22 protein-coding genes, 1 pseudogene, 1 riboswitch and 1 other annotated feature are annotated in these 21,804 nt (G+C 38.4%); of the genes and pseudogenes, 19 read left to right on the forward strand and 4 right to left on the reverse strand.

What is annotated here, in order from left to right; translation table 11 throughout:
* Window positions 1-6 precede the first annotated feature (6 nt).
* The 5 genes from J0J35_RS03015 (at window position 7) to J0J35_RS03035 (ending at window position 5,050) form a co-directional block, all read left to right on the forward strand.
* On the forward strand, window positions 7-2,064 hold the full coding sequence (locus J0J35_RS03015) for a sodium:proton antiporter (protein ID WP_206917662.1): 2,058 nt from the start codon (window positions 7-9) through the stop codon (window positions 2,062-2,064).
* A 56-nt stretch (window positions 2,065-2,120) separates the two neighbouring features.
* Window positions 2,121-2,237, forward strand: a riboswitch (FMN riboswitch).
* 100 nt (window positions 2,238-2,337) lie between these two features.
* Entirely contained in the window at window positions 2,338-2,922 is a 585-nt protein-coding gene (locus tag J0J35_RS03020; RefSeq protein ID WP_206917666.1) for an ECF transporter S component, read from the forward strand.
* Between the two features lie 132 nt (window positions 2,923-3,054).
* Window positions 3,055-3,181, forward strand: a sequence feature (ribosomal protein L10 leader region).
* Between the two features lie 34 nt (window positions 3,182-3,215).
* Window positions 3,216-3,731, forward strand: a complete 516-nt coding sequence (rplJ, locus tag J0J35_RS03025) for a 50S ribosomal protein L10 (RefSeq protein WP_004257506.1) — start codon at window positions 3,216-3,218, stop codon at window positions 3,729-3,731.
* A 78-nt stretch (window positions 3,732-3,809) separates the two neighbouring features.
* Window positions 3,810-4,175 carry a 50S ribosomal protein L7/L12 gene (gene rplL, locus J0J35_RS03030; protein WP_004257497.1) on the forward strand — a complete coding sequence of 122 codons (366 nt, stop codon included), beginning with the start codon at window positions 3,810-3,812 and terminating at the stop codon, window positions 4,173-4,175.
* A gap of 200 nt (window positions 4,176-4,375) precedes the next feature.
* The gene (locus J0J35_RS03035) at window positions 4,376-5,050 is read left to right on the forward strand and encodes a hypothetical protein (RefSeq protein ID WP_019335845.1); all 675 of its coding nucleotides are present in this window, start codon (window positions 4,376-4,378) and stop codon (window positions 5,048-5,050) included.
* 41 nt (window positions 5,051-5,091) lie between these two features.
* Here J0J35_RS03035 and J0J35_RS03040 read toward each other — a convergent pair whose 3' ends face one another.
* Window positions 5,092-5,439 (reverse strand): VOC family protein, encoded by a 348-nt coding sequence (locus J0J35_RS03040; protein ID WP_206918212.1) that lies wholly within the window; start codon window positions 5,437-5,439, stop codon window positions 5,092-5,094.
* A gap of 231 nt (window positions 5,440-5,670) precedes the next feature.
* Here J0J35_RS03040 and J0J35_RS03045 point away from each other — a divergent pair.
* Window positions 5,671-7,870 (forward strand): annotated as a pseudogene (locus J0J35_RS03045) (ATP-binding cassette domain-containing protein).
* A gap of 14 nt (window positions 7,871-7,884) precedes the next feature.
* The gene (locus J0J35_RS03050; protein WP_165719598.1) at window positions 7,885-8,220 is read left to right on the forward strand and encodes a DsrE family protein; all 336 of its coding nucleotides are present in this window, start codon (window positions 7,885-7,887) and stop codon (window positions 8,218-8,220) included.
* 120 nt (window positions 8,221-8,340) lie between these two features.
* On the opposite strand, the gene J0J35_RS03055 is transcribed toward J0J35_RS03050, so the two are convergent.
* Entirely contained in the window at window positions 8,341-9,501 is a 1,161-nt protein-coding gene (locus J0J35_RS03055) for a hypothetical protein (RefSeq protein WP_206917669.1), read from the reverse strand.
* 425 nt (window positions 9,502-9,926) lie between these two features.
* On the opposite strand from J0J35_RS03055, the gene J0J35_RS11735 reads away from it, so the two are divergent.
* From J0J35_RS11735 to J0J35_RS03095, 10 genes are all read left to right on the forward strand, one after another.
* Window positions 9,927-10,061 (forward strand): hypothetical protein, encoded by a 135-nt coding sequence (locus J0J35_RS11735; RefSeq protein ID WP_255538735.1) that lies wholly within the window; start codon window positions 9,927-9,929, stop codon window positions 10,059-10,061.
* Between the two features lie 312 nt (window positions 10,062-10,373).
* Entirely contained in the window at window positions 10,374-11,681 is a 1,308-nt protein-coding gene (locus tag J0J35_RS03060; protein ID WP_206917671.1) for a PTS sugar transporter subunit IIC, read from the forward strand.
* Between the two features lie 54 nt (window positions 11,682-11,735).
* A complete protein-coding gene (locus J0J35_RS03065; RefSeq protein ID WP_019293469.1) occupies window positions 11,736-12,071 on the forward strand; it encodes a hypothetical protein in 336 nt (111 codons plus the stop codon).
* Window positions 12,072-12,089: 18 nt separating this feature from the next.
* On the forward strand, window positions 12,090-13,178 hold the full coding sequence (locus J0J35_RS03070; RefSeq protein WP_206917672.1) for a DUF871 domain-containing protein: 1,089 nt from the start codon (window positions 12,090-12,092) through the stop codon (window positions 13,176-13,178).
* A gap of 9 nt (window positions 13,179-13,187) precedes the next feature.
* The gene (locus J0J35_RS03075) at window positions 13,188-14,081 is read left to right on the forward strand and encodes a BadF/BadG/BcrA/BcrD ATPase family protein (RefSeq protein ID WP_242534059.1); all 894 of its coding nucleotides are present in this window, start codon (window positions 13,188-13,190) and stop codon (window positions 14,079-14,081) included.
* Between the two features lie 143 nt (window positions 14,082-14,224).
* A complete protein-coding gene (locus J0J35_RS03080; protein ID WP_242534060.1) occupies window positions 14,225-14,866 on the forward strand; it encodes a VOC family protein in 642 nt (213 codons plus the stop codon).
* The gene (locus J0J35_RS11560; RefSeq protein WP_242534062.1) at window positions 14,851-15,120 is read left to right on the forward strand and encodes a hypothetical protein; all 270 of its coding nucleotides are present in this window, start codon (window positions 14,851-14,853) and stop codon (window positions 15,118-15,120) included. Before J0J35_RS03080 ends, J0J35_RS11560 begins: the two co-directional genes overlap by 16 nt.
* Window positions 15,110-15,307: a hypothetical protein gene (locus J0J35_RS03085; protein WP_019292325.1), complete on the forward strand. Its 198-nt coding sequence runs from the start codon at window positions 15,110-15,112 to the stop codon at window positions 15,305-15,307. The genes J0J35_RS11560 and J0J35_RS03085 overlap by 11 nt, the downstream gene beginning before the upstream one ends.
* 44 nt (window positions 15,308-15,351) lie before the next feature.
* Window positions 15,352-15,927: a TMEM175 family protein gene (locus J0J35_RS03090; RefSeq protein ID WP_019293474.1), complete on the forward strand. Its 576-nt coding sequence runs from the start codon at window positions 15,352-15,354 to the stop codon at window positions 15,925-15,927.
* A gap of 103 nt (window positions 15,928-16,030) precedes the next feature.
* Entirely contained in the window at window positions 16,031-16,450 is a 420-nt protein-coding gene (locus J0J35_RS03095; RefSeq protein ID WP_206917674.1) for an N-acetyltransferase, read from the forward strand.
* Between the two features lie 35 nt (window positions 16,451-16,485).
* Here the strand turns inward: J0J35_RS03095 and J0J35_RS03100 are convergent, their stop codons facing one another.
* Together J0J35_RS03100 and J0J35_RS03105 are read right to left on the reverse strand one after the other, a co-directional pair.
* Entirely contained in the window at window positions 16,486-17,961 is a 1,476-nt protein-coding gene (locus J0J35_RS03100) for an amidase family protein (RefSeq protein WP_206917675.1), read from the reverse strand.
* A complete protein-coding gene (locus tag J0J35_RS03105) occupies window positions 17,948-18,796 on the reverse strand; it encodes a transporter substrate-binding domain-containing protein (RefSeq protein ID WP_206917676.1) in 849 nt (282 codons plus the stop codon). Before J0J35_RS03105 ends, J0J35_RS03100 begins: the two co-directional genes overlap by 14 nt.
* Before the next feature lie 140 nt (window positions 18,797-18,936).
* On the opposite strand from J0J35_RS03105, the gene J0J35_RS03110 reads away from it, so the two are divergent.
* Together J0J35_RS03110 and gshAB are read left to right on the forward strand one after the other, a co-directional pair.
* Window positions 18,937-19,383 carry an SACOL1771 family peroxiredoxin gene (locus tag J0J35_RS03110; protein ID WP_019292321.1) on the forward strand — a complete coding sequence of 149 codons (447 nt, stop codon included), beginning with the start codon at window positions 18,937-18,939 and terminating at the stop codon, window positions 19,381-19,383.
* A 109-nt stretch (window positions 19,384-19,492) separates the two neighbouring features.
* Window positions 19,493-21,754: a bifunctional glutamate--cysteine ligase GshA/glutathione synthetase GshB gene (gshAB, locus tag J0J35_RS03115; RefSeq protein WP_206917680.1), complete on the forward strand. Its 2,262-nt coding sequence runs from the start codon at window positions 19,493-19,495 to the stop codon at window positions 21,752-21,754.
* The last annotated feature ends 50 nt before the right edge of the window (window positions 21,755-21,804 follow it).

Consider the following 21,804-nt stretch of genomic DNA (forward strand, 5'->3'; position numbering starts at 1 on the left):
AGTTATATGCTTCAGTCTATCCTTCATGTGATCATTTTCTTGCTCGCATTAGTTTTTTCAAATGTTATCAATAAAATTATCCCTAAGTTAGCCTTGCCTTTAGTGCAAGTTCTCATAGGGATTCTTTTTGGTTTTGGAGGTATTTCAGAATTTCTTCACGTTGATCCGGAATTCTTCCTTGGTTTCATCATTGCGCCGCTCTTGTTTAGAGAGAGTACAGAAGCAGAAGTGAAACGGATTGTTAAACACCGACATTTGATACTTGTGCTTATATTCCCGCTGGTTTTTGTTACTGCTCTTGGATTAGGTGGTATTTTACATCTGTTTTATATGAGCATTCCTTTAGCAGCTTGTCTGGCTTTAGGAGCTGCACTAGCCCCAACGGATGCAATTGCTGTGGGTACGTTATCGACCCGCTTTGTTTTTCCTCAAAGAATCATGAATATTCTCCAGGGTGAGGGACTCTTTAATGATGCATCTGGTATCGTATCCTTCCAGATTGCTGTGCTTGCACTTGTGACAGGGACTTTTTCTTTACCACAGGCGACCCTTAATTTAATTCTGTCCATTATAGGTGGCTTTGCTATTGGTATTGGGCTTTCGATTTTTAAAAATAAAATTTTAGAAATTCTTGATGATGTCGATGCGCGTGATGTCAGTGGCTATTTGATGCTGGAGTTCGTAATGCCGCTTGCAGCATTTGCTTTGGCCGAAGTTTTGCACGTTTCGGGAATTATCGCCGTTGTTGTTGCTGGTATCTTCCAGTCCAATGGTTTTCGACCAACTACTGTGTTTGATGCACAAGTGACGCGTGTCAAAAATAGTGTATGGGAAACGATTGTGTTTATGCTGAACTCAAGTGTCTTTATCTTCCTTGGGATTGAGTTGCATAGTCTTGTTTTTCCTTTCCTTTTTGACCGGACATATTCCGTTTTTTGGCTGGTTTTTGTTGTACTACTTTTGACTTTTGCCCTATTTTTGCTAAGATTTTTAATCTTATTGTCTTATTATTTGGTGACTGTCAAAGACAAGGGAGAAATCTTTCACTCTTATTGGAGCGAATTATTATTGTTGACTTTTTCTGGTACAAAAGGGACGGTTTCCATTGCGACCATACTTCTTTTACCTCAGCTTGCGGATAATACCAACAATCTATTAATTTTTTTTTGCGCCTCAGTTACTGGTTTAAGCTTTCTTGTGAGCTTGCTTACTTTGCCTTACTTTGCAGTTGAGAAAAAACGCACGGTCAATAATTTGGCAGTTATCGCAATTTTAGGTGACGTTGTGCAAGAATTACGGGAAAGAATTACTGAGAAAGCGCAAAATGGCTATCACCTTGTGATTGCCGATTATCAAAACCGGATTCAGAAGCTCATTGTAGAGCAAGAAAGTGCTGGAATTACAGAAAATTTTAACACCTTGCAATTATTAATTATCCGTGTAGAAATTGAAGGGCTTGAAGATGCGCTGGAGAAAGAAAAAATCTCGATGCGTACTTATCGCACCTACCATCGCTACATACATACTTTGGAGCAAGATTTGGCACATGACTTGGTTTCGAGTATCCAGTTTGCCCAAGTGGTTACTTTGCGGGCTTTGAAAGTTCTAAAAACACGTATTTCTCGTTTTGACTTCCAACTTTCCCGTCCAAAAGTTGAAGATATGGAAGAAACGCGCCAAGAGATTAGCAATCTTTATTTAGATAATACAGAACTTGTTCTTGAACTTTTGGAAAATTTAGGGACAATCTATAATGCACAACTTGTTGACTTTCTCCAAGCAGAACGCTTCCGTCAAGCAGAACATATTGCTCAAGGTAACTGGAACTATGTTAATGGATTTCGTGTAGCTACAGAATTGACGAATATAGAAGAATTGATGGAAGCCTATTATTTAGAGCGTAAGGTGATTTTCGAATATGAGCATACAGGACGAATTGCGCTTAATGAAGCTAAAAAATTACGCCAAACCGTTAATCTTTTGGAAGAATATGCCTTAGCAAGCGATCACCGTTCCTTCCTTTACGATTTATTTGAGTTTCGCAAAAGAAGAAAAGGAAAATAAAAAAGCGTGTGAGCGCTCTTTTTTTTGACCAAAAATAATTTTTTGTGATATAATAAACGTATCTTCAGGGCACCGTGAAATTCGGGACCGGCGGTTAAAGTCCGCGAAGCTGAAAAGCTTGATGTGGTGTAATTCCACAACCGACAGTAAAGTCTGGATGGGAGAAGAATAGGAAATAAGACCAGCTCTTTTTGGGTTGAGTCCGTTTTCGTCAATATTCAAAAACTCCCTTCAAAATGAAGAAATATTATTTTCTATTTTGGAGGTTTTTTCGTGTCAAATTTAAAAACACGTCGACTCACACTTATCGCAATGCTCAGTGCAATTTCTTTTGTACTGTCCTATCCAATGTTCCAATTTCCTTTGGTGCCAAGTGCAAGCTTTTTAAAGATTGACTTCACAATCTTGCCCATTTTGATTGGACTATTTATGCTTGGCTTAAGCAGTGCTTTTGCTATTCTTATCATTCGTTCGCTTTTGTGGTTACTTTTAAATAGTGACGGAGTGAATACCTATATTGGTTTACCAATGAATATTTTGACAGTTACTGTCTTTGTGCTGGTACTTTGGTTCTTTCTCCGTCACAGATTTAGCTTGCGTAACTATATTATGGCAGCCATTTTGGGGACATTGGCTTTAACTGTATTACAGGTAGTACTTAACTATGTATATGCTATACCCCTTTACGCAATGTTTGCTAATTTTGATATCGCAACAATGTTTCCTGGTGGTATTTCAGCTTATATTGGTGCTGTTGTTGTCTTTAATATTCTACAAGGCCTCATTTTTGCAGGAAGTTTTGCTTTACTGTATTGGGCCCTCCGTGGATCAAAAGCCATCAAATTTATTAATGCTTAAACAGAAAAATAGAGCCTATAACTCAGGGCAAACTGAAAGAGAAAATGATCATGATTTCGTCAATGGTCATTTTTTTGATTTTTTATTAATTTTTCCCTTGCATTTTTTAAAAACATCTGATATACTAATAGAAGTTCTGAAAAGGACTGACCGAAGACAGTTGGGGACATAAGTCATAAGCATCCAACCGAGGACAAACATTTTAAACAATGATTGAACTCTCTATGTCTTTTGGTCGTGGGGATTTTTATTTGTAAAAATTACTACGAACAAAATAAAATGGAGGTAAACAAATGAGCGATTACAAAGTAAACGAAGCAACTATTGCTAAGAAAGCTGAGTTGGTTGACGTATTTGCAGAAAAATTCGAAGCTGCGACATCTATCGTTGTTGCGAGCTCACGTGGTTTAACTGTAGAACAAGACACTCAACTTCGTAAAGAGTTGCGTGAAGCCGGTGTGGAATTCAAAGTTGTTAAAAACTCAATCTTGCGTCGTGCAGCTGAAAAAGCTGGACTCGAAGGTTTGAATGACAGCTTCGTAGGCCCATCAGTAGTAGCTATCTCAAACGAAGATGCTATTGCCCCTGCTAAAATTTTGAGCGAGTTTGCTAAAACAGCAGACAAACTTGAAATCAAAGCTGGTGTTATCGAAGGAAAAGTTACAAGCAAAGAAGAAGTTGCAGCTATTGCATCTCTTCCAAGCCGCGACGGTCTTCTTTCTATGCTTCTTTCAGTGCTTCAAGCACCTGTCCGCAACGTGGCTCTCGCAGTCAAAGCTGTTGCAGAAAAAGAAGAATCAGCTGCTTAATTCCATATGGAATGACAGTAAGCAAATTTTATATCGGCGGATTTACGCAACAAACTAAAATTTACTAGGAGAATCAAAATGGCATTGAACATTGAAAACATCGTTGCTGAACTTGAAACAGCAACAATCCTCGAACTCTCTGAGCTCGTTAAAGCAATCGAAGAAAAATTTGACGTAACTGCAGCTGCTCCTGTAGCAGTAGCAGCTGCTGGTGGCGAAGCTGCAGCAGAAAAAGATTCATTTGACGTTGAATTGACAGCAGCAGGCGACAAAAAAGTTGCTACAATCAAAGCTGTTCGTGAAATCACTGGTCTTGGCTTGAAAGAAGCTAAAGAACTCGTTGATGGCGCACCAACAATGATCAAAGAAGGCGTTGCAACTGCAGAAGCTGAAGAAATCAAAGCTAAATTGGAAGAAGCTGGTGCTTCAATCACACTTAAATAATCATTTAAGTTCAATTTAGATGCAAGCATCCAATATTTTGGATAAGATTGCAATAAAAAAACAGCCATTATTGGCTGTTTTTTTATATCGTTATGTAGTGAGTTGGCACAAGTATTCCCTTGTATTTTTACGTGAGAAATTATATTTTTGTTATACTAGATTTATAATAGAAACTGATTCGAATACAAAGAGGAGTGCATATGATTGATAAATACAACTTGCCTAAGGAAGAATTACTTTCTTTACTAATGGAAGAGTCCAAGTTAGCACCACAGCATCAGCTGCCAGGTGAAGAGATTGAGGGGGTGAATGTTACCATGCAGTTTTTACGTGATGAAACTGGTCAAGTGCGTTATCTCCCGCGCCGTAAAGTGATGGGCTATGATCTTGATGGTGTAATTTTTTCTATGAAGAAAGCCATTGAATATACCAATCAAAAATTGGGCACTAACTTAAATATTGAAACGATGGAAGCTATTGACTATGACTTGATTTATTATGCAACAATGGATGAAGACATTCAGCGAAAAATTATCAGAGAAAGTACACCAAATCGCAAGATGGTCGAAGATTTGGCAGAAGAACATTTGAACGGAGCAGAAATAGTACTGATTACAGCACGTCATGTTTCTTATGCTAAAGAAACGATAGAATCGCTTAATCGTTTCGGTATTTATTATGACAAAATTTATTTTACTGAGGAGAAACTGCCGTTAATTATTGGATTGGATATTGATTGGTTCTATGATGACAAACCGGAAACCATTGCAGCCATTAAAAATCATAAAGTACGCACAAAAGCCGTGCTCGTCTCAGCGCCCTATAACCGTGGTGCCACAGACTATGATTATCGCTATAAAGTAGGACTTGAATAACTGTTTGGAGCTTCTTGCTTGAGTGCTGTGAGGGTTTACTTTCATATTTCTGTCACAGACCAGATATGGCCTGAGGGATCTTCGATATTAATGACACGCTGGCCATGAGCAATGAAAAAAGGGTTTTCAGGCGTACCGGGAGCAACCACTTGTCCGCCATTATCAAATGCCAGCGCTAAAATATTGTCAATATCCTTCAAATAGATTTGCAGACAAAGACCAACACCGCCTCGAGATTTCGGGGTGTTTTCTTTTACTTCAGCTAAAGCAAAGGGATAATTTTCTATTTTAAAATGACATCCATCCTGTATGCTTGCTCCGAAAACATTTTGATAAAATTTTATAGATTGCTTAATATCTTGCACAAAAAGATTAATTGAAATGTCCATAATAGCACTCACTTTCTATTCTTTATTGTACACAATGTGCGTGTAGTTTACTAATGATTTGTAATTCATTTATACGAGAAAGCTTCAATATTATAATTAAAAATAAAAAGCTTTGAAAATCAGATAAAAACAACTAAAAAAATGATAAAATAGGACTTAAGCAACCCCCAAAAATTAAATTTTATAGTTTGCAGGCTCTTGTCTACGGACTTTATGAAGAAGGAGAAAACGATGCCTGATACGATTCGTGTCATTGCAGATAAGGTCAATAATTTAAAGAATGTGTCGCTTGAAATCCCCAAGAAGAAAATAACAGTCTTTACTGGTGTTTCAGGCTCTGGGAAATCAAGCCTTGTTTTTGATACTCTTGCCGATGAGTCACAACGCCTCTTAAATGAAACCTTGCCTGCATTTGTTCGACAGTTTCTACCCAAATATGAACGTCCTGATGTGGAGCGGATTGAAAATCTTCCGGCCTCCATCGTCATTGACCAAAAACTTTAGGGGGCAATGCCCGCTCGACTCTTGCGACAATCACTGATATTGCACCTGTTATTCGTCAACTTTTTGCAGGTGGAGGAAGCCCCCAGCTTGGAGCAGACCATTTTTCGTTTAATCTTTCAGCGGGCATGTGTCCAGAATGTCAAGGTATTGGTAAAAAACTAGAGTTGAAAATGGAGCTTTTTATTGATAAAGAACGCTCACTTAATAATGGTGCAGTTCTTTTTAAGCCTTACCAAAAAATCATCAAAATGTATGTAGAGAATGGTCTTTTTGATGGTGAAAAATTATTGAAAGATTATACAGAAGAGGAGCTGGATCGCCTTTATCACGGCAAAGAAGTCGGCAAAATCAAAATGGGCGAATACAACCTTACCTACGAGGGAATAGTTGACAAGTTTAATCGTGGTTTCTTGCAGAAAGAAGGTGACTTGTCTGCAGGTGCCCAAAAGACACTTGCAACTTATACGTATGAAGCGCTTTGCCCAGTTTGCCAAGGGAAACGTTTAAACCAAGAAACACTAGGGTACGTTGGTTCGGACATAGCTTTGCGGATTTGATGAGTATAGAGCTGACAGAATTAAGTGATGTTCTGGCTCCACACGAGGGAACAGAACACCTTAAACAACAAATTGATCATCTGATCGACCTTGGGTTAGGTTATCTCAGTCTTGATCGAGAAACGACGACTTTATCTGGTGGAGAATCTCAGCGTGTAAAATTAGTAAAGCATTTAAATAACGCGCTATCGGATATGCTCTATATTTTTGATGAACCCTCTGTTGGTCTGCATCCGAGGGATGTGGCTCGTATTAATAGCATCTTTACAAAGCTGCGAGATAAAGGAAATACTGTGCTTATTATTGAGCATGATCCGGATGTCATCAAAATTGCTGATTGGGTGATAGAAGTTGGACCTGGTGCTGGTGTACATGGTGGTGAGATCATGTTTGAAGGAAGCTATGAGCAGCTTCTTCAGTCTGATTGTTTAACGGGGAAATATCTTTCTAAGATGACAACCATTAACAAAAAACCAAGACATCCAGTTCACTTTTATCAAGGAGAAATTTCAAACGCTAACAACCTTAAAAATGAACATCTTGATATTCCTCAAGGGCTTCTCACCGTTTTGACCGGTGTAGCTGGTTCAGGAAAATCAACACTTGTAGAGCATTCTTTACGATCAACTTATCCAGAAGCTATTATGGTGACACAAGCAAGTCTAGCTGCCAACAGTCGTTCGAATCCAGCGACTTTTATAGGCATTATGGATAACATCAGAAAAGCCTTTGCAAAAGTGAATGAAGTTAAGCCTAGTCTATTCAGCTACAACTCCGAAGGCGCGTGCCCCGCTTGTGAAGGTAGAGGTTATATCGAATCTAACTTGGCATTTATGGAAACAGTGAAACAAACCTGTGAAGTTTGTCAGGGGAAACGTTACAAGATGGAAGCTCTAGCCTTTAAATATCAAGGAAAAGATATTACGGAAGTCCTAGACTTAACGATTGAAGAAGCATTGGATTTTTTCAAGTCTGCTCCAGCGATTAAGAAAAAAATAAAAGCTATGAACGAAGTAGGACTTGGTTATCTGACATTGGGACAGCCAACGAGTACTTTATCTGGTGGTGAACGTCAGCGCTTGAAGTTGGCTAATGAGTTTTATCAAAAAGGAAATCTTTTTATTCTGGATGAACCATCAACAGGTCTGCATCTGTCTGATATTAGCCGTCTGATGAAGATTATGAAACATTTTGTTGACCAAGGCAATACCTTGGTCGTGATTGAACATCAGTTAGATATCATTCGCCAGGCGGACTGGATTATTGATATAGGTCCAGAAGGTGGCTCAGCTGGTGGCCAAGTGATTTACGCAGGACCGCCAGCTGGGTTACGAAATTGCTCAGCTTCACTTACTGCCCAATATATCTAATAGGAGACATAAAGATGTTACAAGTTATTCTGCATATTGATGAAAACAACAAATGGAACACACTCCTCTCTAACGTAAAGAATCTCAAAGAATGGCTCACTCAGAATAAAGAACCAGGCAAGATTGAGATTTTAGTAAATGGAGAAGCAGTAGAAATGGTACTGAAGTCCTCACCAGTGGATCTTGTGGAAGTCTTCAAAAGAGACGTCAAAGTTGCCGTTTGCCAAAATTCTTTAAACATGAGAGGATACAAAGTAGAAAGGCTACAAGAAGGTTGTACAGTTGTGCCCGCTGGTATTGTGGAACTCGTCCAAAAACAGAACTCAGGCTTTGCATATGTTAAACCATGAGATACTTTACTTTCAATATAGAGCATAAAATCATCCCAGACTATCGGGATGATTTTACTTTTTTAGCTATATAGTATATTTGAAATAAAAAAGACCTCCTATGAGATCTTTTATTTTTAATTATTCAGCAGTTTTTACAGCAACTTCGCCAGAAACTTTAAATTGGTTAGCGGCATCCAATTCTTTGTATGCGTCCAATTGTTCTTGAGTTGCGAAGTAAAGGTTACCATTGATTTCAGATGGGATTGTTTTGCCATCTGTACCTTTCATATCGCGAGCTTTGATTGATGCATTTTCTGCAACGTAAACATCACCTTTAATGTTACCACCTTCGAGGTCAAAGCCAGGTGATTTAATGATCAAACGTTTTGTAGTCAAAGTAAATGAATCTGTGACTTGGTGTTTGTCGTTTTGGGCGATTAATGCCAATGTACGTTGAATTTGGCCACTCTCGTTCATGAAGATACCATCAACAGTGATGTCTTTATCAGCCGCATCGATATCTGAGTTACCAGATACTAACCAAGCACCTTTAGCGCTCAAGCCTGAAGCTAAGACATCAGCTGCATCTGTACCAGTTGTTGCACCAGTTTGAGTATCAGGTCCGTTACCTTCAAATTCGTGAGTTACTTCACCGTGTTCACCAATTGTGATTGCACCCATAGGGAATTCAAGAACTTCACCTTCGACAACTTTAGTTTCACCTGTTACTTTTGGTTTTTGCTCTTCAGGAAGTTTATTATAAGCATCCATGAGGTCTTGACTTGCAAAAGTCAAGTTACCGTCGATAGTTGCTTTACCTTCAACACCTTTACCGCTTTGTGCACCGAATCCAGGTGCGAAGACAGCTACATCACCTTTAATTGTACCATTAGAAAGCTTGAAACCAGGTGATTTTACTTCAACTTTATCAACAGTCAAAGTGTAACGGTCAGTCACAACGTGATCAGCATCTTGTGCGTAAGCTGCAAATTTACGTGCGATTTGGTTTTTGTTAGCATAAACACCCTCAACAGTCAAAGTTTTACCTGAAGCATCCATGTCTTTTGTGATTGCTGCCAACCATGAACCGTTTTTAGACAATCCTTTTTGTAAATCTTCGAAACTGTTTGCTCCAGCAGTTGCTCCTGTGAAGGCATCAGCTGATTTGCTGCTGTCAGATTGTTCAGTTTTCGCATCGTTGTTGCCGTTTGCTGAGTCATTGTTGTTGCCACATGCTGCAAGCAAGAAGATTGAAGCTGCTGACAAAGTTACGATTGAAGCCAATTTAGTGGTTTTCATTTAGATTCTCCTAAATAATAAATTTGAATTGAGTTTGAGAGTGGTTATGAAATCGCTCGCAAACCTCGACACTTTAATTCTAACTTAAAAAAAAATAAAAAGCAAGAATTTGCCGGTTTATTCACAAAATTAAAAAGTGCATCTTTTCCATACAAATTGTGAGATACGAATGACAATTACTGCATTGTATATCTTAATTTATGACATCTATCTGCAATAGATTGCTTAGGGTTTCTGTGTGTTTAATTGTTTTTCATCCTAAAAAATAAACCTTAGAAGAAGAGATAACATCAAAAATTTAATTGTGCTCAAATGTGGATGTCTCAGGGATGGGCCAACACTTTAATTCTATCTATTTAGACAGTAGAATTAAAGAATATTACTATAAGTTATGCCGATGTAGTCTAAAGAAATAAACAGAAGCGATGGAAACAGAAAAATTAAAAGACAGAGTTGAAAAGTTGGAGAGCAAACATAGAAAGATGACCATTGGATTATTTGTTCATGATATTTTCCTGATTGCTTTATCTGTGGCGGTGAGTTACTTGTTTTTTGGGTGAAGGTAATTTCTATAGAAGAGAAAGTTTTAACAAGAGGGTTAAAGCTTTTTTGTTAAAAATGTCATCCAGGGATAAACAAAGTGAAATCTTAGTTATTAATTGAAATATAATTTCAATTAATATATAACGAAAGGGCATTCAAAGAAATATTATTCTGCTGAATAGACATGTACGTTTTGCTGATTTCCTAAAAGAAGGAGTCAATCGCTAGTGGCTGAGCCGATGAACGTGCGCATATTTTATTTAAACAAGTGATCATTATTAGCTGGATTTACAGCTGATATGAAATAAAATTTACTTAAAGGAGTAAACATGCAAAAATTTCTCAAGTGGATTGAAACAAGATTGATACCACCTATGACCAAAATTGGGATGCAACGCCATATGGTTGCTATACGTAACGGGGTTATCTCTACACTCTCCCTTATCCTGATAGGCTCTTTCATCATGGTTTTCGCCAATTTTCCGATTCCGGCTGTGGCGGAATGGTTAGCACCACATACAGCCAACTTAACAATTCCTTTTCGAATTACAATGGGTTTAATGGCAATCTATGCCTCCTTTGCCATGGGGGATTCTTTGGCTAAGTCTTATGATTTAGATGGTGTCACAGGAGGCGTTCTCTCATTAGCAGCTTTTTTGACTTTAACAATCCCTTTAAATGTCGATACTGTACTGACTGAAGCAGGCGAAGCGGCGATTGGTTGGGTCCTGCCTATGCAATACTTAGGTGGTGCAGGAATGTTCTCTGCGATTCTAACAATGATTTTCGCCGTGGAAATTTATCGTTTCTTCATCAAACGGGATATCACGATTAAAATGCCTGATGGAGTACCACCAGCAGTTGGTCGTTCATTCGGAGCATTATTACCAGGAGGATTTATTATTATCTTTCTCTGGATAGTACGTGTAATGCTCAATTTTGATATTAATGCCTTTATCATGAGCATTTTCAATCCAATTGCTGATCTGATGGGTAATAATATGTTTGATGCTCTATTACCGATGATTTTTATCCATTTGCTTTGGGCGGCTGGTGTTCATGGAATGAACATTATCGGCTCCATTGTTCGTCCGATGTGGCTCATGATGCTTGATGCAAATATGGCTGCTATGGCTGATGGAACTCCGTTGACACAACTTCCTTATGTCGCACCAGAGCAATTTTATCAATGGTTTGTCACAATGGGAGGTGCGGGTGTAACATTGGTTCTTGTTTTCCTGCTCTTTACTTGTCGTGCCAAATATCTGAGAGATATGGCAAAACTGACCTTTGTACCAGGGCTATTTAATATCAACGAACCTTTAATCTTCGGTATGCCTTTGATGATGAATCCGGTCTTTACGATTCCTTTTGTTTTGAATCCTATAATCTTAACGATTGTTTCTTACAGTGCTGTTAGATTAGGATTGGTAAATGGTTTTGTGGCCAATGTGCCATGGACCTTACCTGCTCCAATCGGTGCTTATATGGCAACGGGGAATGACTGGCGTGCAATTATTCTTGTTTTAGTCAATCTCTTTATTGCTGGCTTAATTTATTATCCATTTGTAAAAATGTATGACAAGCAAATGCTTGAAGAAGAAAAGAAAGCAGCTACTGAAACTGAAGGAGCATAGATTTAAGTGCTCATTATTTAAATAAAAGTTCACATATAGAAAGTGTATAGACTTATGTTATATTCGATTCTCTTTTTTATCGCTACAGTAATTGTTATCCTTCGCGCGCGCCATTTCTCTATCAAAGCAGAAAACTTTAAAAATAAATATTTGCGCAGCCGTTGGTTTTGGGGAATTATGAGCATGCTTGCTCTGGCAATTGGTATTTTACTGCTCCCAAGTTTCCTTGTGCTACTGAAAATCCCTCTTATCATTTTTGCAGTATTCGCAGCAATGGTTTTCTTTGAAATGACACGACATGCGATTGAACGCGCTATGACCATCTATAATAAGAAAAATATAAATAAATATGACAGCAAAGATATTCACGAAGTGAACAGTTTGAATTAATATTAAAAGGAAGAACATATGAAACGATTAGGAATCTCGATCTATCCAGAACATAGTACACTTGAACAAGACAAGGCTTATATTGACCTTGCCCATAAATATGGCTTTAGCCGTATCTTTACCTGTTTATTGTCCGTCAATGGCGAAAAGGAAGAAATTTTACAGAATTTTAAGGAAACGATAAGCTATGCCAGAAGCAAAAATTTTGAAGTGACGGTTGATATTGCACCACGTATTTTTGATGAGTTGGGAATCTCATATGATGATTTATCATTTTTTTCGGAGATGGGTGCGCATGGGATACGTCTAGATGTAGGTTTTACAGGTAAAGAAGAAGCTTTGATGACTTACAATCCCTATGGGCTCAAAATCGAGATCAATATGTCCAATGCGACAAAGTATATGGAAAATATTTTAAGTCACGTACCCAATCGCGACCTTTTAGTCGGCTGTCATAATTTTTATCCCAAGCGTTTCTCAGGGCTTTCTTATGATTTCTTTGTCAAATGCTCAAAAATGTATAAGGAAAACTACATTCAGACGGCAGCTTTTGTTAATTCTCACGATGCAACTTATGGTCCCTGGCCAGTGATGGAAGGCTTGGCAACTCTGGAGATGCACCGTGATTTGCCCATCGAAGTTCAAGCACAGCATTTATCAGCTACAGGGTTGATTGACGATATTATTATTGGCAATGCTTATGCTTCAGAAGCGGAGATACAAAAGCTTGCTGCTCTCAACCGTCAGATGATGACTTTTGGTATTGAGCTTGACGAAGTAATTACAGAGTTAGAGCGTGTGATTGTAGAAGAAGAGCCGCATTTTTACCGTGGTGATATTTCTGAATATATGATTCGCTCCACGCAATCACGGGTAAAATACAAGTCTGAAGCCTTTCCTAAAGGAAATACACGTGATATTAGACGGGGTGACATTATCATTGAGAACGAAGCATATGGTCAATATAAAGGAGAGCTGAACATAGCACTTAAGGACATGAAAAATTCAGGTAAAACAAATGTAGTTGCCCAAATCCGGGAAGAAGAAATCTTTCTTTTGGATTATTTACAAGCTTGGGAAAACTTTCAATTTCAAGTTAAAGGATAATTGAAAGATATGAAGATTATTATTGGCGTGGATGCTGGTGGAACAAAAACAGAAGCTGTAGCTTACGATAGAGATGGAAATTCTTTAGCACAGGCATATTCTTCCTTTGAAAATGTATTGATTGATTTTACAGCAGCTTGTCATCATATTCAGCAAGCCATCAAAAGGTGCTTGAATGTATTACCTGATGCGGAGTTAGTTGCCCTTTCTTTAGGTGTGGCTGGAATAGGTTCAGGAAAATATAACGCAGAGCTTCAGCAAGCTTTATCCTCCTTTGGGGTTCCTATCCGGATAGAGACTGATGCACATATCGCACATGCGGCCTATTTCCCTAAGGGTGATGGTATTTTGACAATCGCAGGGACAGGTGCTGTCAGTTTTGGTCACAAAGGAGAAAAGCAAGTAGTGACTGGTGGTTGGGGGCATCTGATCGGAGCCGATCGTGGCTCTGGATATTGGATTGCTCTTCAGGCTATTGAAAAGATGGCAAACGACGAAGACCAAGGGAAACCTTTATCCCAACTTTCAAATGCGATTCTCCATTATCTTAACCTTCCTGATTCATTCGCAATAAAACGATTTGTCTACGGCGCACCTAAGAAAGAACTTGCAGCACTGACACCGATTATTGTTGCCGAAGCAAATAAGGACAGCATTGCAGCTCAAAATATTCTGAGAGAAGCAGGACAGTTTTTGGCACAGATAACAATTGATAACTATAACAAATTAGATCGGCCCCAAGCCATTGGCATTGCTTTAAAGGGCTCTGTCCTTTTGAAAATACCACAAGTGCAGACAACATTTATACAAGAAGTAAAGAAATTTGTGCCAACAGCCTCTATCATAACAGAAGAAGTATCCTCAACCAAAGGTGCCTTTTCCTTGGCTTTGGCTGAATTATAAAAGAATATTTCGCAATATTCTTTGTGATTTAAAAAAACACTTGAGCAATATTCTCAAGTATTTTTATTATACGTTCTTCTCAACATTTATTCTTGACATATCAAAAAGATAGGTTTACAATTGTAAACATAGGAGGCGGGCAGATGGAACTACATCATATATCTCTACTTACAGCTGACTTTGAGCAGAATTTTGATTTTTATGTTAATATTTTAGGCTTACGTTTGGTGAAAAACTCTATTAATCAAGGTAATATCTATATGCGACATGTGTATTACGGTGATTTTATGGGGACTCCTGGAACTGTAGTGACTTTTTTTCCGGATCAACGCTTTGATGTAGAACGGCAAGATGGGAGTGACTATTTGTCCGGTATCCAATTCAAAATTCCTAAGGATTCTACCGAATACTGGGCGAAACGTTTTAAGAAGTTCGGCTTAGAATATCAACACACAGACAATACTTTACAGGTTCTTGATTTTGACAAGATTTTACTTGAGTTTATCGAAGTAGAAGAGCAAAATCAAGATGCCCATATTAATGTGCTGTCAGATGTACCTGCAGCTTTCCAAATCACAGGGCTCTGGGGCAGTCGTCTTTACAGCTCAAATCTTGAGCAGACAAGGATCTTTTTCCAAGAGATACTTGGGAGTGAGGGAGGTATTACGCTTCTTCCCGCAACATCTAAAGAAGGCAAACGAGTCTGGGGGAGAGGGTCTATTGACCATATCGCTTTTGCAGTTTCTAACAGTAAAGCGCTCGATAATATATGGGAAAAGCGCTAAGCTTAGGTTATGAGAGAGAATTATATGCGGATCGTGGTTATTTTCGATCGGTATATCTTAAAGAGCCAGGCGGTGTAAGGATTGAGTTTGCGACCCTAACTCCAGGCTTTACTCTGGATGAATCAATTCAAGATTTGGGAAGTAATTTAGCTTTACCGCCACGTTATGAAGCAAAACGTCAAGAACTCTTGCGCTATTATCAAAAGCAAGGTGTTCATTTTAAAAAAAAGAAAGAAGAAAATCATGAAAATTAAAGTACAACATCTTAACGGCCGTCAAGAAAGTAAAGAATTCGCTAACGTAGAAGAATTTGTTCTCCTCCAAAATCGTGAAATTCCTGCTTTAGAAGATTCAGCTAAAGTATTAGAACTCGAAATTGATGGTCAAAACCGCGAATTTGAAGGAAATATTGCTGCGCTTTATTTTGAATTGAGCAAATAATAAATTCCCGCCTGCTTGGCGATAATAATACATGGAGAAACAAAATGACAAGTGGACGTTTATCTGCATTTACAGATGGAATTGTCGCCATCTTAATTACTGTTATGGTTTTAAATCTGCGCATTCCTAAAGGTCCAAATTGGACAGACTTATTTGATATGGGATTTATTTTCTTAACCTATCTTGCAAGTTTTTACTTGTTGGCCATCTATTGGAATAACCATCATCACCTTTTCCATCTGGCTGAACGTGTTTCAGGAAGAATTCTGTGGTGGAATGTCGTGCTCTTATTTTTTATGAGTTTCATTCCCTTTACCACAAACTGGCTGTCTGAATTTTCAGGTTCAAAAACGCCTGAGATTGTTTATGCTGTAAATAACTTATTTATTGATATTATTTTTAATATCTTAAGCTACGAAATTTTTAAATCGAGAAATTATAAACTAAAGGACATGCATTGGGTTTGGAAAGGCGGTTTCTCCATCCTCATTTTAATGGTCGGAATTTTACTGACCGTTTTACTGCCTGTAGCTCAGATTTCATTAGTGGCAACAATCTTGAGTATGATTCCGTGGGTAATTCCAGATAAGCAGATTGAAAATTATGTCAATAAAAATTAAACAATCTATTGTCAAAAAAAGTGGCTCAACACAGTGTTTGGTCACTTTTATTTTGTTGAAAGAAACATAAATTGTGTTAAGATGAAGTGAGAGGAGAAGAAGCATGATCAGAAAAATGAAGGCTGAAGACCTGCAAAATGTTGTAGAGCTTTGGCTGAGAGTTAATATTGCTAATCATCGGTTCATCAAGCGTGAATACTGGTTGAAACAAGCTGCAGCTGTTGAAGAAGCCATGAAAGATGCTGAAATATATGTTTACGAAGAAAACCAAAAAATCATTGCTTTTGTCGGTTTGATTGACCAATATATTGCAGGCATTTTTGTGAGTAATAGCAAGCAGTCTAAAGGTATTGGCAAATCACTTTTACAGCATATTAAAGCTTCAAGTCAAACGCTCTCTTTAAAAGTTTACCAGAAAAATGAAGGTGCTCTTCGTTTCTACCAAAGGGAAGGCTTTAAAATAGTGGCTGAAGGCTTAGATGAAGATAATAATGAAAAAGAGTTTTTGATGACTTGGAACTAAAAAGAACCATATTTTGGTTCTTTTTTGATTTTTACTCAATTGTTATAAAACTCAGGTAAGATGAACTGGTCATTATTTTCAAATTGTAAAGCGAGACTTAGCATCAATACTTCCGAGTTTTTCTGGCCCCAAAGTTGAACACCTTGTGGTAAATGTGTTTCTTCCTCCAAGTAAATTGGAAGTGACAAGGCAGGTTGTCCTGTGAGATTACTGATAAAGTTGTAAGGCGTGAAAGCCAAGGAGTTTTCGAACGCTTGTTCTATGGTTGAGATTTGTTCAGAAAAGTCGTATAACTCCATGTGTTTCATTTTTTCCGTAATGTTAGGATGGATGAGTTCTTCGTCCACTTTGGGGGCTGTTTTGGCTGTTGTCGGCGTTAAGAAGAGGTCAAAATTTTTAAAAATTTCTTCATCCAATGTGGCACATGCGCTATCCCACTTATTTAAAGCTTGAACATAAGAAGCAGCATCCGCATTACGACCAGCCTCTAACAAGGCATAAGTTAGTGGCTCTACATCACTGTTAATTATCTTGCGGTCATTAGCAATTTCCCAAGGTTTAAGCATAGCATATGTTTCAGCAGCATTCATTTGATAATATGTTTGAATCAAAGGGCGAGCATCGAAAGGAAAAGAAACCTCAGTTAGTTGATGACCTTGAGCTTTTAGAAAGTCTACGGCTTTTTGAAGGGCGGCCTTAGAGGTCTCCGAAAGCATTATTCCCGATACCGGTGATTCAAAGGAATAAGCAATGTTTAAAGCTTTGTTTGGTTCTGTGAGATGATGCAGTGCCTTCTTATCTAATAACTCTGTTTGATAAGGATCAGCTTCTTGTTTAAGTTGCATTTCGGCCACAAAACTTGCTGTATCACGTACAGAAACAGTTAAAGCTCCAGTAGTTGCTGCACCTTGCCAACCTCGGTAGTTTCCTGGGCCCTGTGGCATAAGACCTCGTGTCATTTTCAAACCAATAAGACCTGAAAAAGAAGCAGGAATACGTATGGAGCCACCACCATCAGATGCGCCAGCCATGGGGAAAATCCCAGAAGCTACAGCGGAAGCAGCTCCACCTGAAGAGCCACCAGAGTAATAAGCTGTATTCCAAACATTATGTGTGTCGCCATAAAGAGCTGAGTCTGTAATATTTTTAAAACCAAATTCAGGAGAGTTTGTCTGTCCGAAAGGCGTTAAGCCAGCTTTAAGAGCAGCTTTGACAAAGTTATCGTCTGAATGGGCCATACTGTCTTCAAAAAGTTTTGAACTCGAAGTTGACGGAAGCCCTGCATGATCTTGCCCCAGCATCTTTAGTGGAAAGGGAAGACCTGCGAAATAGCCGTTTTCTGTTTTTGATAAATCAGCTTGAGCCTGATGCAAGTCATAGGCAACGACGGCATTGTATTGCGGATTGATTTTTTCCAGTTTTTTTTGAGTGTTTTGGAGTAATTCAGTAGCACTGATTTGACCAGCACGGATTTTTTCTGCCCAATATGTAGCGTCTTTAATCTTTCTCATCTTTCATATCTTCCTCTCTAGGAGTAAAATCGCCACCGAGGTATTTTTCAGAAAGTTTTTTCATCGTTCCATTTTCTTGAAGTTTTACCAAGGCTTTATCGACTTTCTGTTGTAGGTCTTTGTCTTCTTTTTCCTTACCAAAAATGAAATAGCTAAATCCTGTATGTTTATCTGTCTCGCCTAAATCAATTGGTTCGACTTTTAAATTATAAGCATGTTGTTGAATGATTTGTGTGAGGGAAATTTGATCGTAAATCACAAAGTCACTTTTTCCTGAGTCAACATCAGCAACATAAGAAGCTAATGGATAGCTGGCGTCCATATATTTTAAATTCATTGCTTTGTCAGGATTTTCCTTGTTCCAGTTTTCCAGCATTGTTGCGACTTGAACACCAGATAAGACTTCGGTGGTTTTACCGGCTAAGTCATTCAAAGATTTGACTTGTAAATCAGGTTTAACTGCTACCGATGTTGCTGACTTAGATAGAGGTAGTGAGTAATTGTATTTTTTTGCACGTTCAGGTGTCCAAGAAAGAGCATTTGCAGCCATTTGAAAACGTCCATTATCAATTCCAGAAAGCACGGAATTAAAATCAATGACTTGGAATTTTAATTTGTATTCAGGAAGTTCTTTGAAAACAGCGCGTGCAAGTTCCACATCATAACCTGTTAACTTATTATCCTCCATATAAGTATTAGGTTTTGAGTTGGCATTTGTGGCCACGATAATTTCCTTTGGCTCAGGCTTAACGCTTTCTTTTTTGCTGCAAGCGGTCAAAACCCCAAAAGAAGTGAGAGAAAATAAGGCTAGACCTAAAACTAATTTTTTATTCATTTATATATATTGGGTTTTTGCAAACCCTTCCTTTCTGTATATTTTTATTTTAGCAAATTTTAAAAATTCAGAAGCTTTTTATGTTTGGAAATTTTTGGTATGATCAAAAAGAACAAAAGAATAGGATAGAGGAGATAAAAATGGCAAAACATATCTTTACATCGCAAATTAATTGGCCCGGTGGACGTAATGCTATCGGAAAGCTAGAGACAGGCGCTTTGCAAGAGAAAATTTCGATTCCATCTGTGATGGATGGTCCAGGTGTGGGGACGAATCCAGACGAAATGCTCTTGGGAGCTGCAAGTACTTGTTATACGATTACACTGGCAGCTTTACTTGAACGCAATGAGATTACAGTACTTGATTTTAAGGTTGAATCTGAAGCAACAGTTAGTGTTGAAAAAGGAGTTTTTGCTTATGAAAAAATTGTCCATGACCTTTATTTGAAAATTGATGAAAAAGCAGATTACGACAAGACTTATCGCCTTGCTCAATATGCCGAAACTTCTTGCATGATTTCGAGAGCCGTGCAAGGTAATGTTGCAATCGAAGCTAACATCCATCTAGAAAAGGAAAAAGCAAGTTAAGCAGATATTCCATTTTTATTTTGGTGGAGGGTAAGTACTAACATGATATAATAGCAGTAAAAGTTTCAAAAAATTCAATTCGAGAAAAAATAGAAATCTGGAAATAAAAATGACGATTGCTTATCCTAAAATACTCTCAAGCTCACAAGTAAAACCTTATCTTTTTCAAGCGCGGTTTGGCTTAGAAAGAGAAGGTCACCGCGTGGATTCATCGGGAAACTTAAGCCACTTAAACCATCCGGCAGCACTTGGTTCTCGGAGCTTTCATCCTTATCTTCAAACTGACTTTTCAGAAACACAAATGGAAGCCATTACTCCAGTTTTTGAAGAGCCAAAGCAAGCTCTACAATTTATGGAGGCTCTTCATGACGTGATGATTCGCTCTCTTGAACAAGATGAGCTCCTCTGGGCCCAATCCATGCCCCCCGCTTTGCCGGAAAATGAATCAAATATCCGTCTTGCCAATCTAGAAAAAAAAGAAGATGTCCTTTACCGTGAAGGTTTAGCAGAAAAATATGGCAAAAGAAAGCAAATGGTTTCTGGTATTCACTACAACTTTGAGTTCGGTGAGGATTTGCTAGAAGCCATGTGGAAGCATCAACGAGCGACTGATTTTAAAGCCTTCAAATCTGAAATTTATATGAAGCTCTCACGACAATATTTGCGCTATATGTGGATTATTACATATTGTTTAGGGGCTTCGCCACGTGCCAATACTGGATTTTTTACTGATAGAAATGAAAGATTACAGGAACCTGTACGTTCTATTAGAAATTCTAAATTTGGCTATCGGAACACGCCAGATATTTTCGTAAGCTATCAGAGTCTTGAACAGTATTATGATGACTTGCAAACTTACGTTAAAAAGGGTGCACTCTCTGAGATGAAGGAGTTTTATTCTGCTGTTCGTTTACGTGGTGGAAAGCGGGCGGAAGAGTTGCTGGACGTGGGCGTTCAGTATGTCGAGTTTCGCAATTTTGACTTGAATCCTTTTGTGCGTGTCGGGTTGGATGAAGATACTGCTCGATTTATTCACCTTTTTAGCCTTTATCTGATATATAAAGAGGAAGAAGAGACGCCAGATGCTGCTCAAAGATTAGGTTATACAATAAATGATGTTGTAGCTTTAGAAAATCCTTTAGAAAAAACAGCTTATTATAATGAAGGCAAGCTCTTTTTCGATCAGATGCGCTGGTTTGCCCAGAACTTAGAGTTTGCCCAAGATGATTTGGCGCTTATTGATAAGTTTGCTCAAATGCTGGAAAAACCAGAAACCACAATTGCTGGACAGATGGAGCTGGCTTATCGTCAAGACAAAGCTTTTGCTTTGGACTTGTCTCGCAAATACCATCAGCAATCCTATAAACGTCCTTTTCAATTGGCAGGCTTTACTCATCTCGAACTTTCGACGCAAAATTTGCTTTTTGATGCTATTCAAAAAGGCTTAAAAGTTGAAATTTTAGATGCACAAGACCAGATGATTGCTTTAAGTTATAAATCTCATACAGAAATTATCGAAAAAGGGAATATGACTTCGAAAGATTCCATGGTCGCTTATGCCATTATGGAAAATAAAGTGGTCACGAAAAAGCTGCTCGGTCGGGCACATTTAAAAACCCCGCAAGGGCAAGAATTTAGCAATTTAGCAACTGCACAGGCTGCCTTTCCACTTTTTGAATCGGCCGCAATTGTTGTCAAGCCTAAATCAACGAATTATGGCATAGGAATTTCTATCTTTAAAAAACCAGCGACACAAGAACAGTTTTATAAAGCTATAGAAATTGCGTTCCGAGAAGATAAAGAAGTTCTTGTTGAACGATTTGTTTCTGGTACCGAATACCGTTTCTTTGTGCTGGATGGCAAGACAAGGGCAGTCCTTCGCCGGGATGCCGCACATGTTATTGGTGATGGAGTATCCACGATCAGCCAACTGGTCGCACAGAAAAATGAGAATCCTCTACGTGGCCATGATCATCGTTTTCCCTTAGAAAAAATCCAGATTACTGCCACCGAAAAACTTATGCTGGACGTCCAAGGTTATACGGAACAGAGTATCCCTGAAAAAGATGTAAAGGTAAACCTCCGAGAAAATTCTAATGTATCGACAGGTGGAGACTCTATCGATGTCACTGATGAGATGCCTGAAATCTATAAGAACATTGCTGAAAAAGCTGCTGATGCTCTGCAAGTCAAGATCACTGGAGTGGATATACTGATCGAAGATCTCAATAATAGCTTGGGTGAAAAGTACAGCATTATTGAAGCTAACTTTAATCCTGCTATGCTTTTCCATCTCTATCCGTTGAAAGGGAAAGGTCGTCGGGTAACTATGGACGTTTTGCAATTCCTCTTTCCGGAAATTTTTGCCTAATAAATAAAATTCCTCTACCTATGAGGGATTTTATTTATTGTACGGTATTT

Source organism: Lactococcus sp. LG606, from assembly GCF_017309645.1.
GTDB lineage: Bacteria > Bacillota > Bacilli > Lactobacillales > Streptococcaceae > Lactococcus > Lactococcus petauri.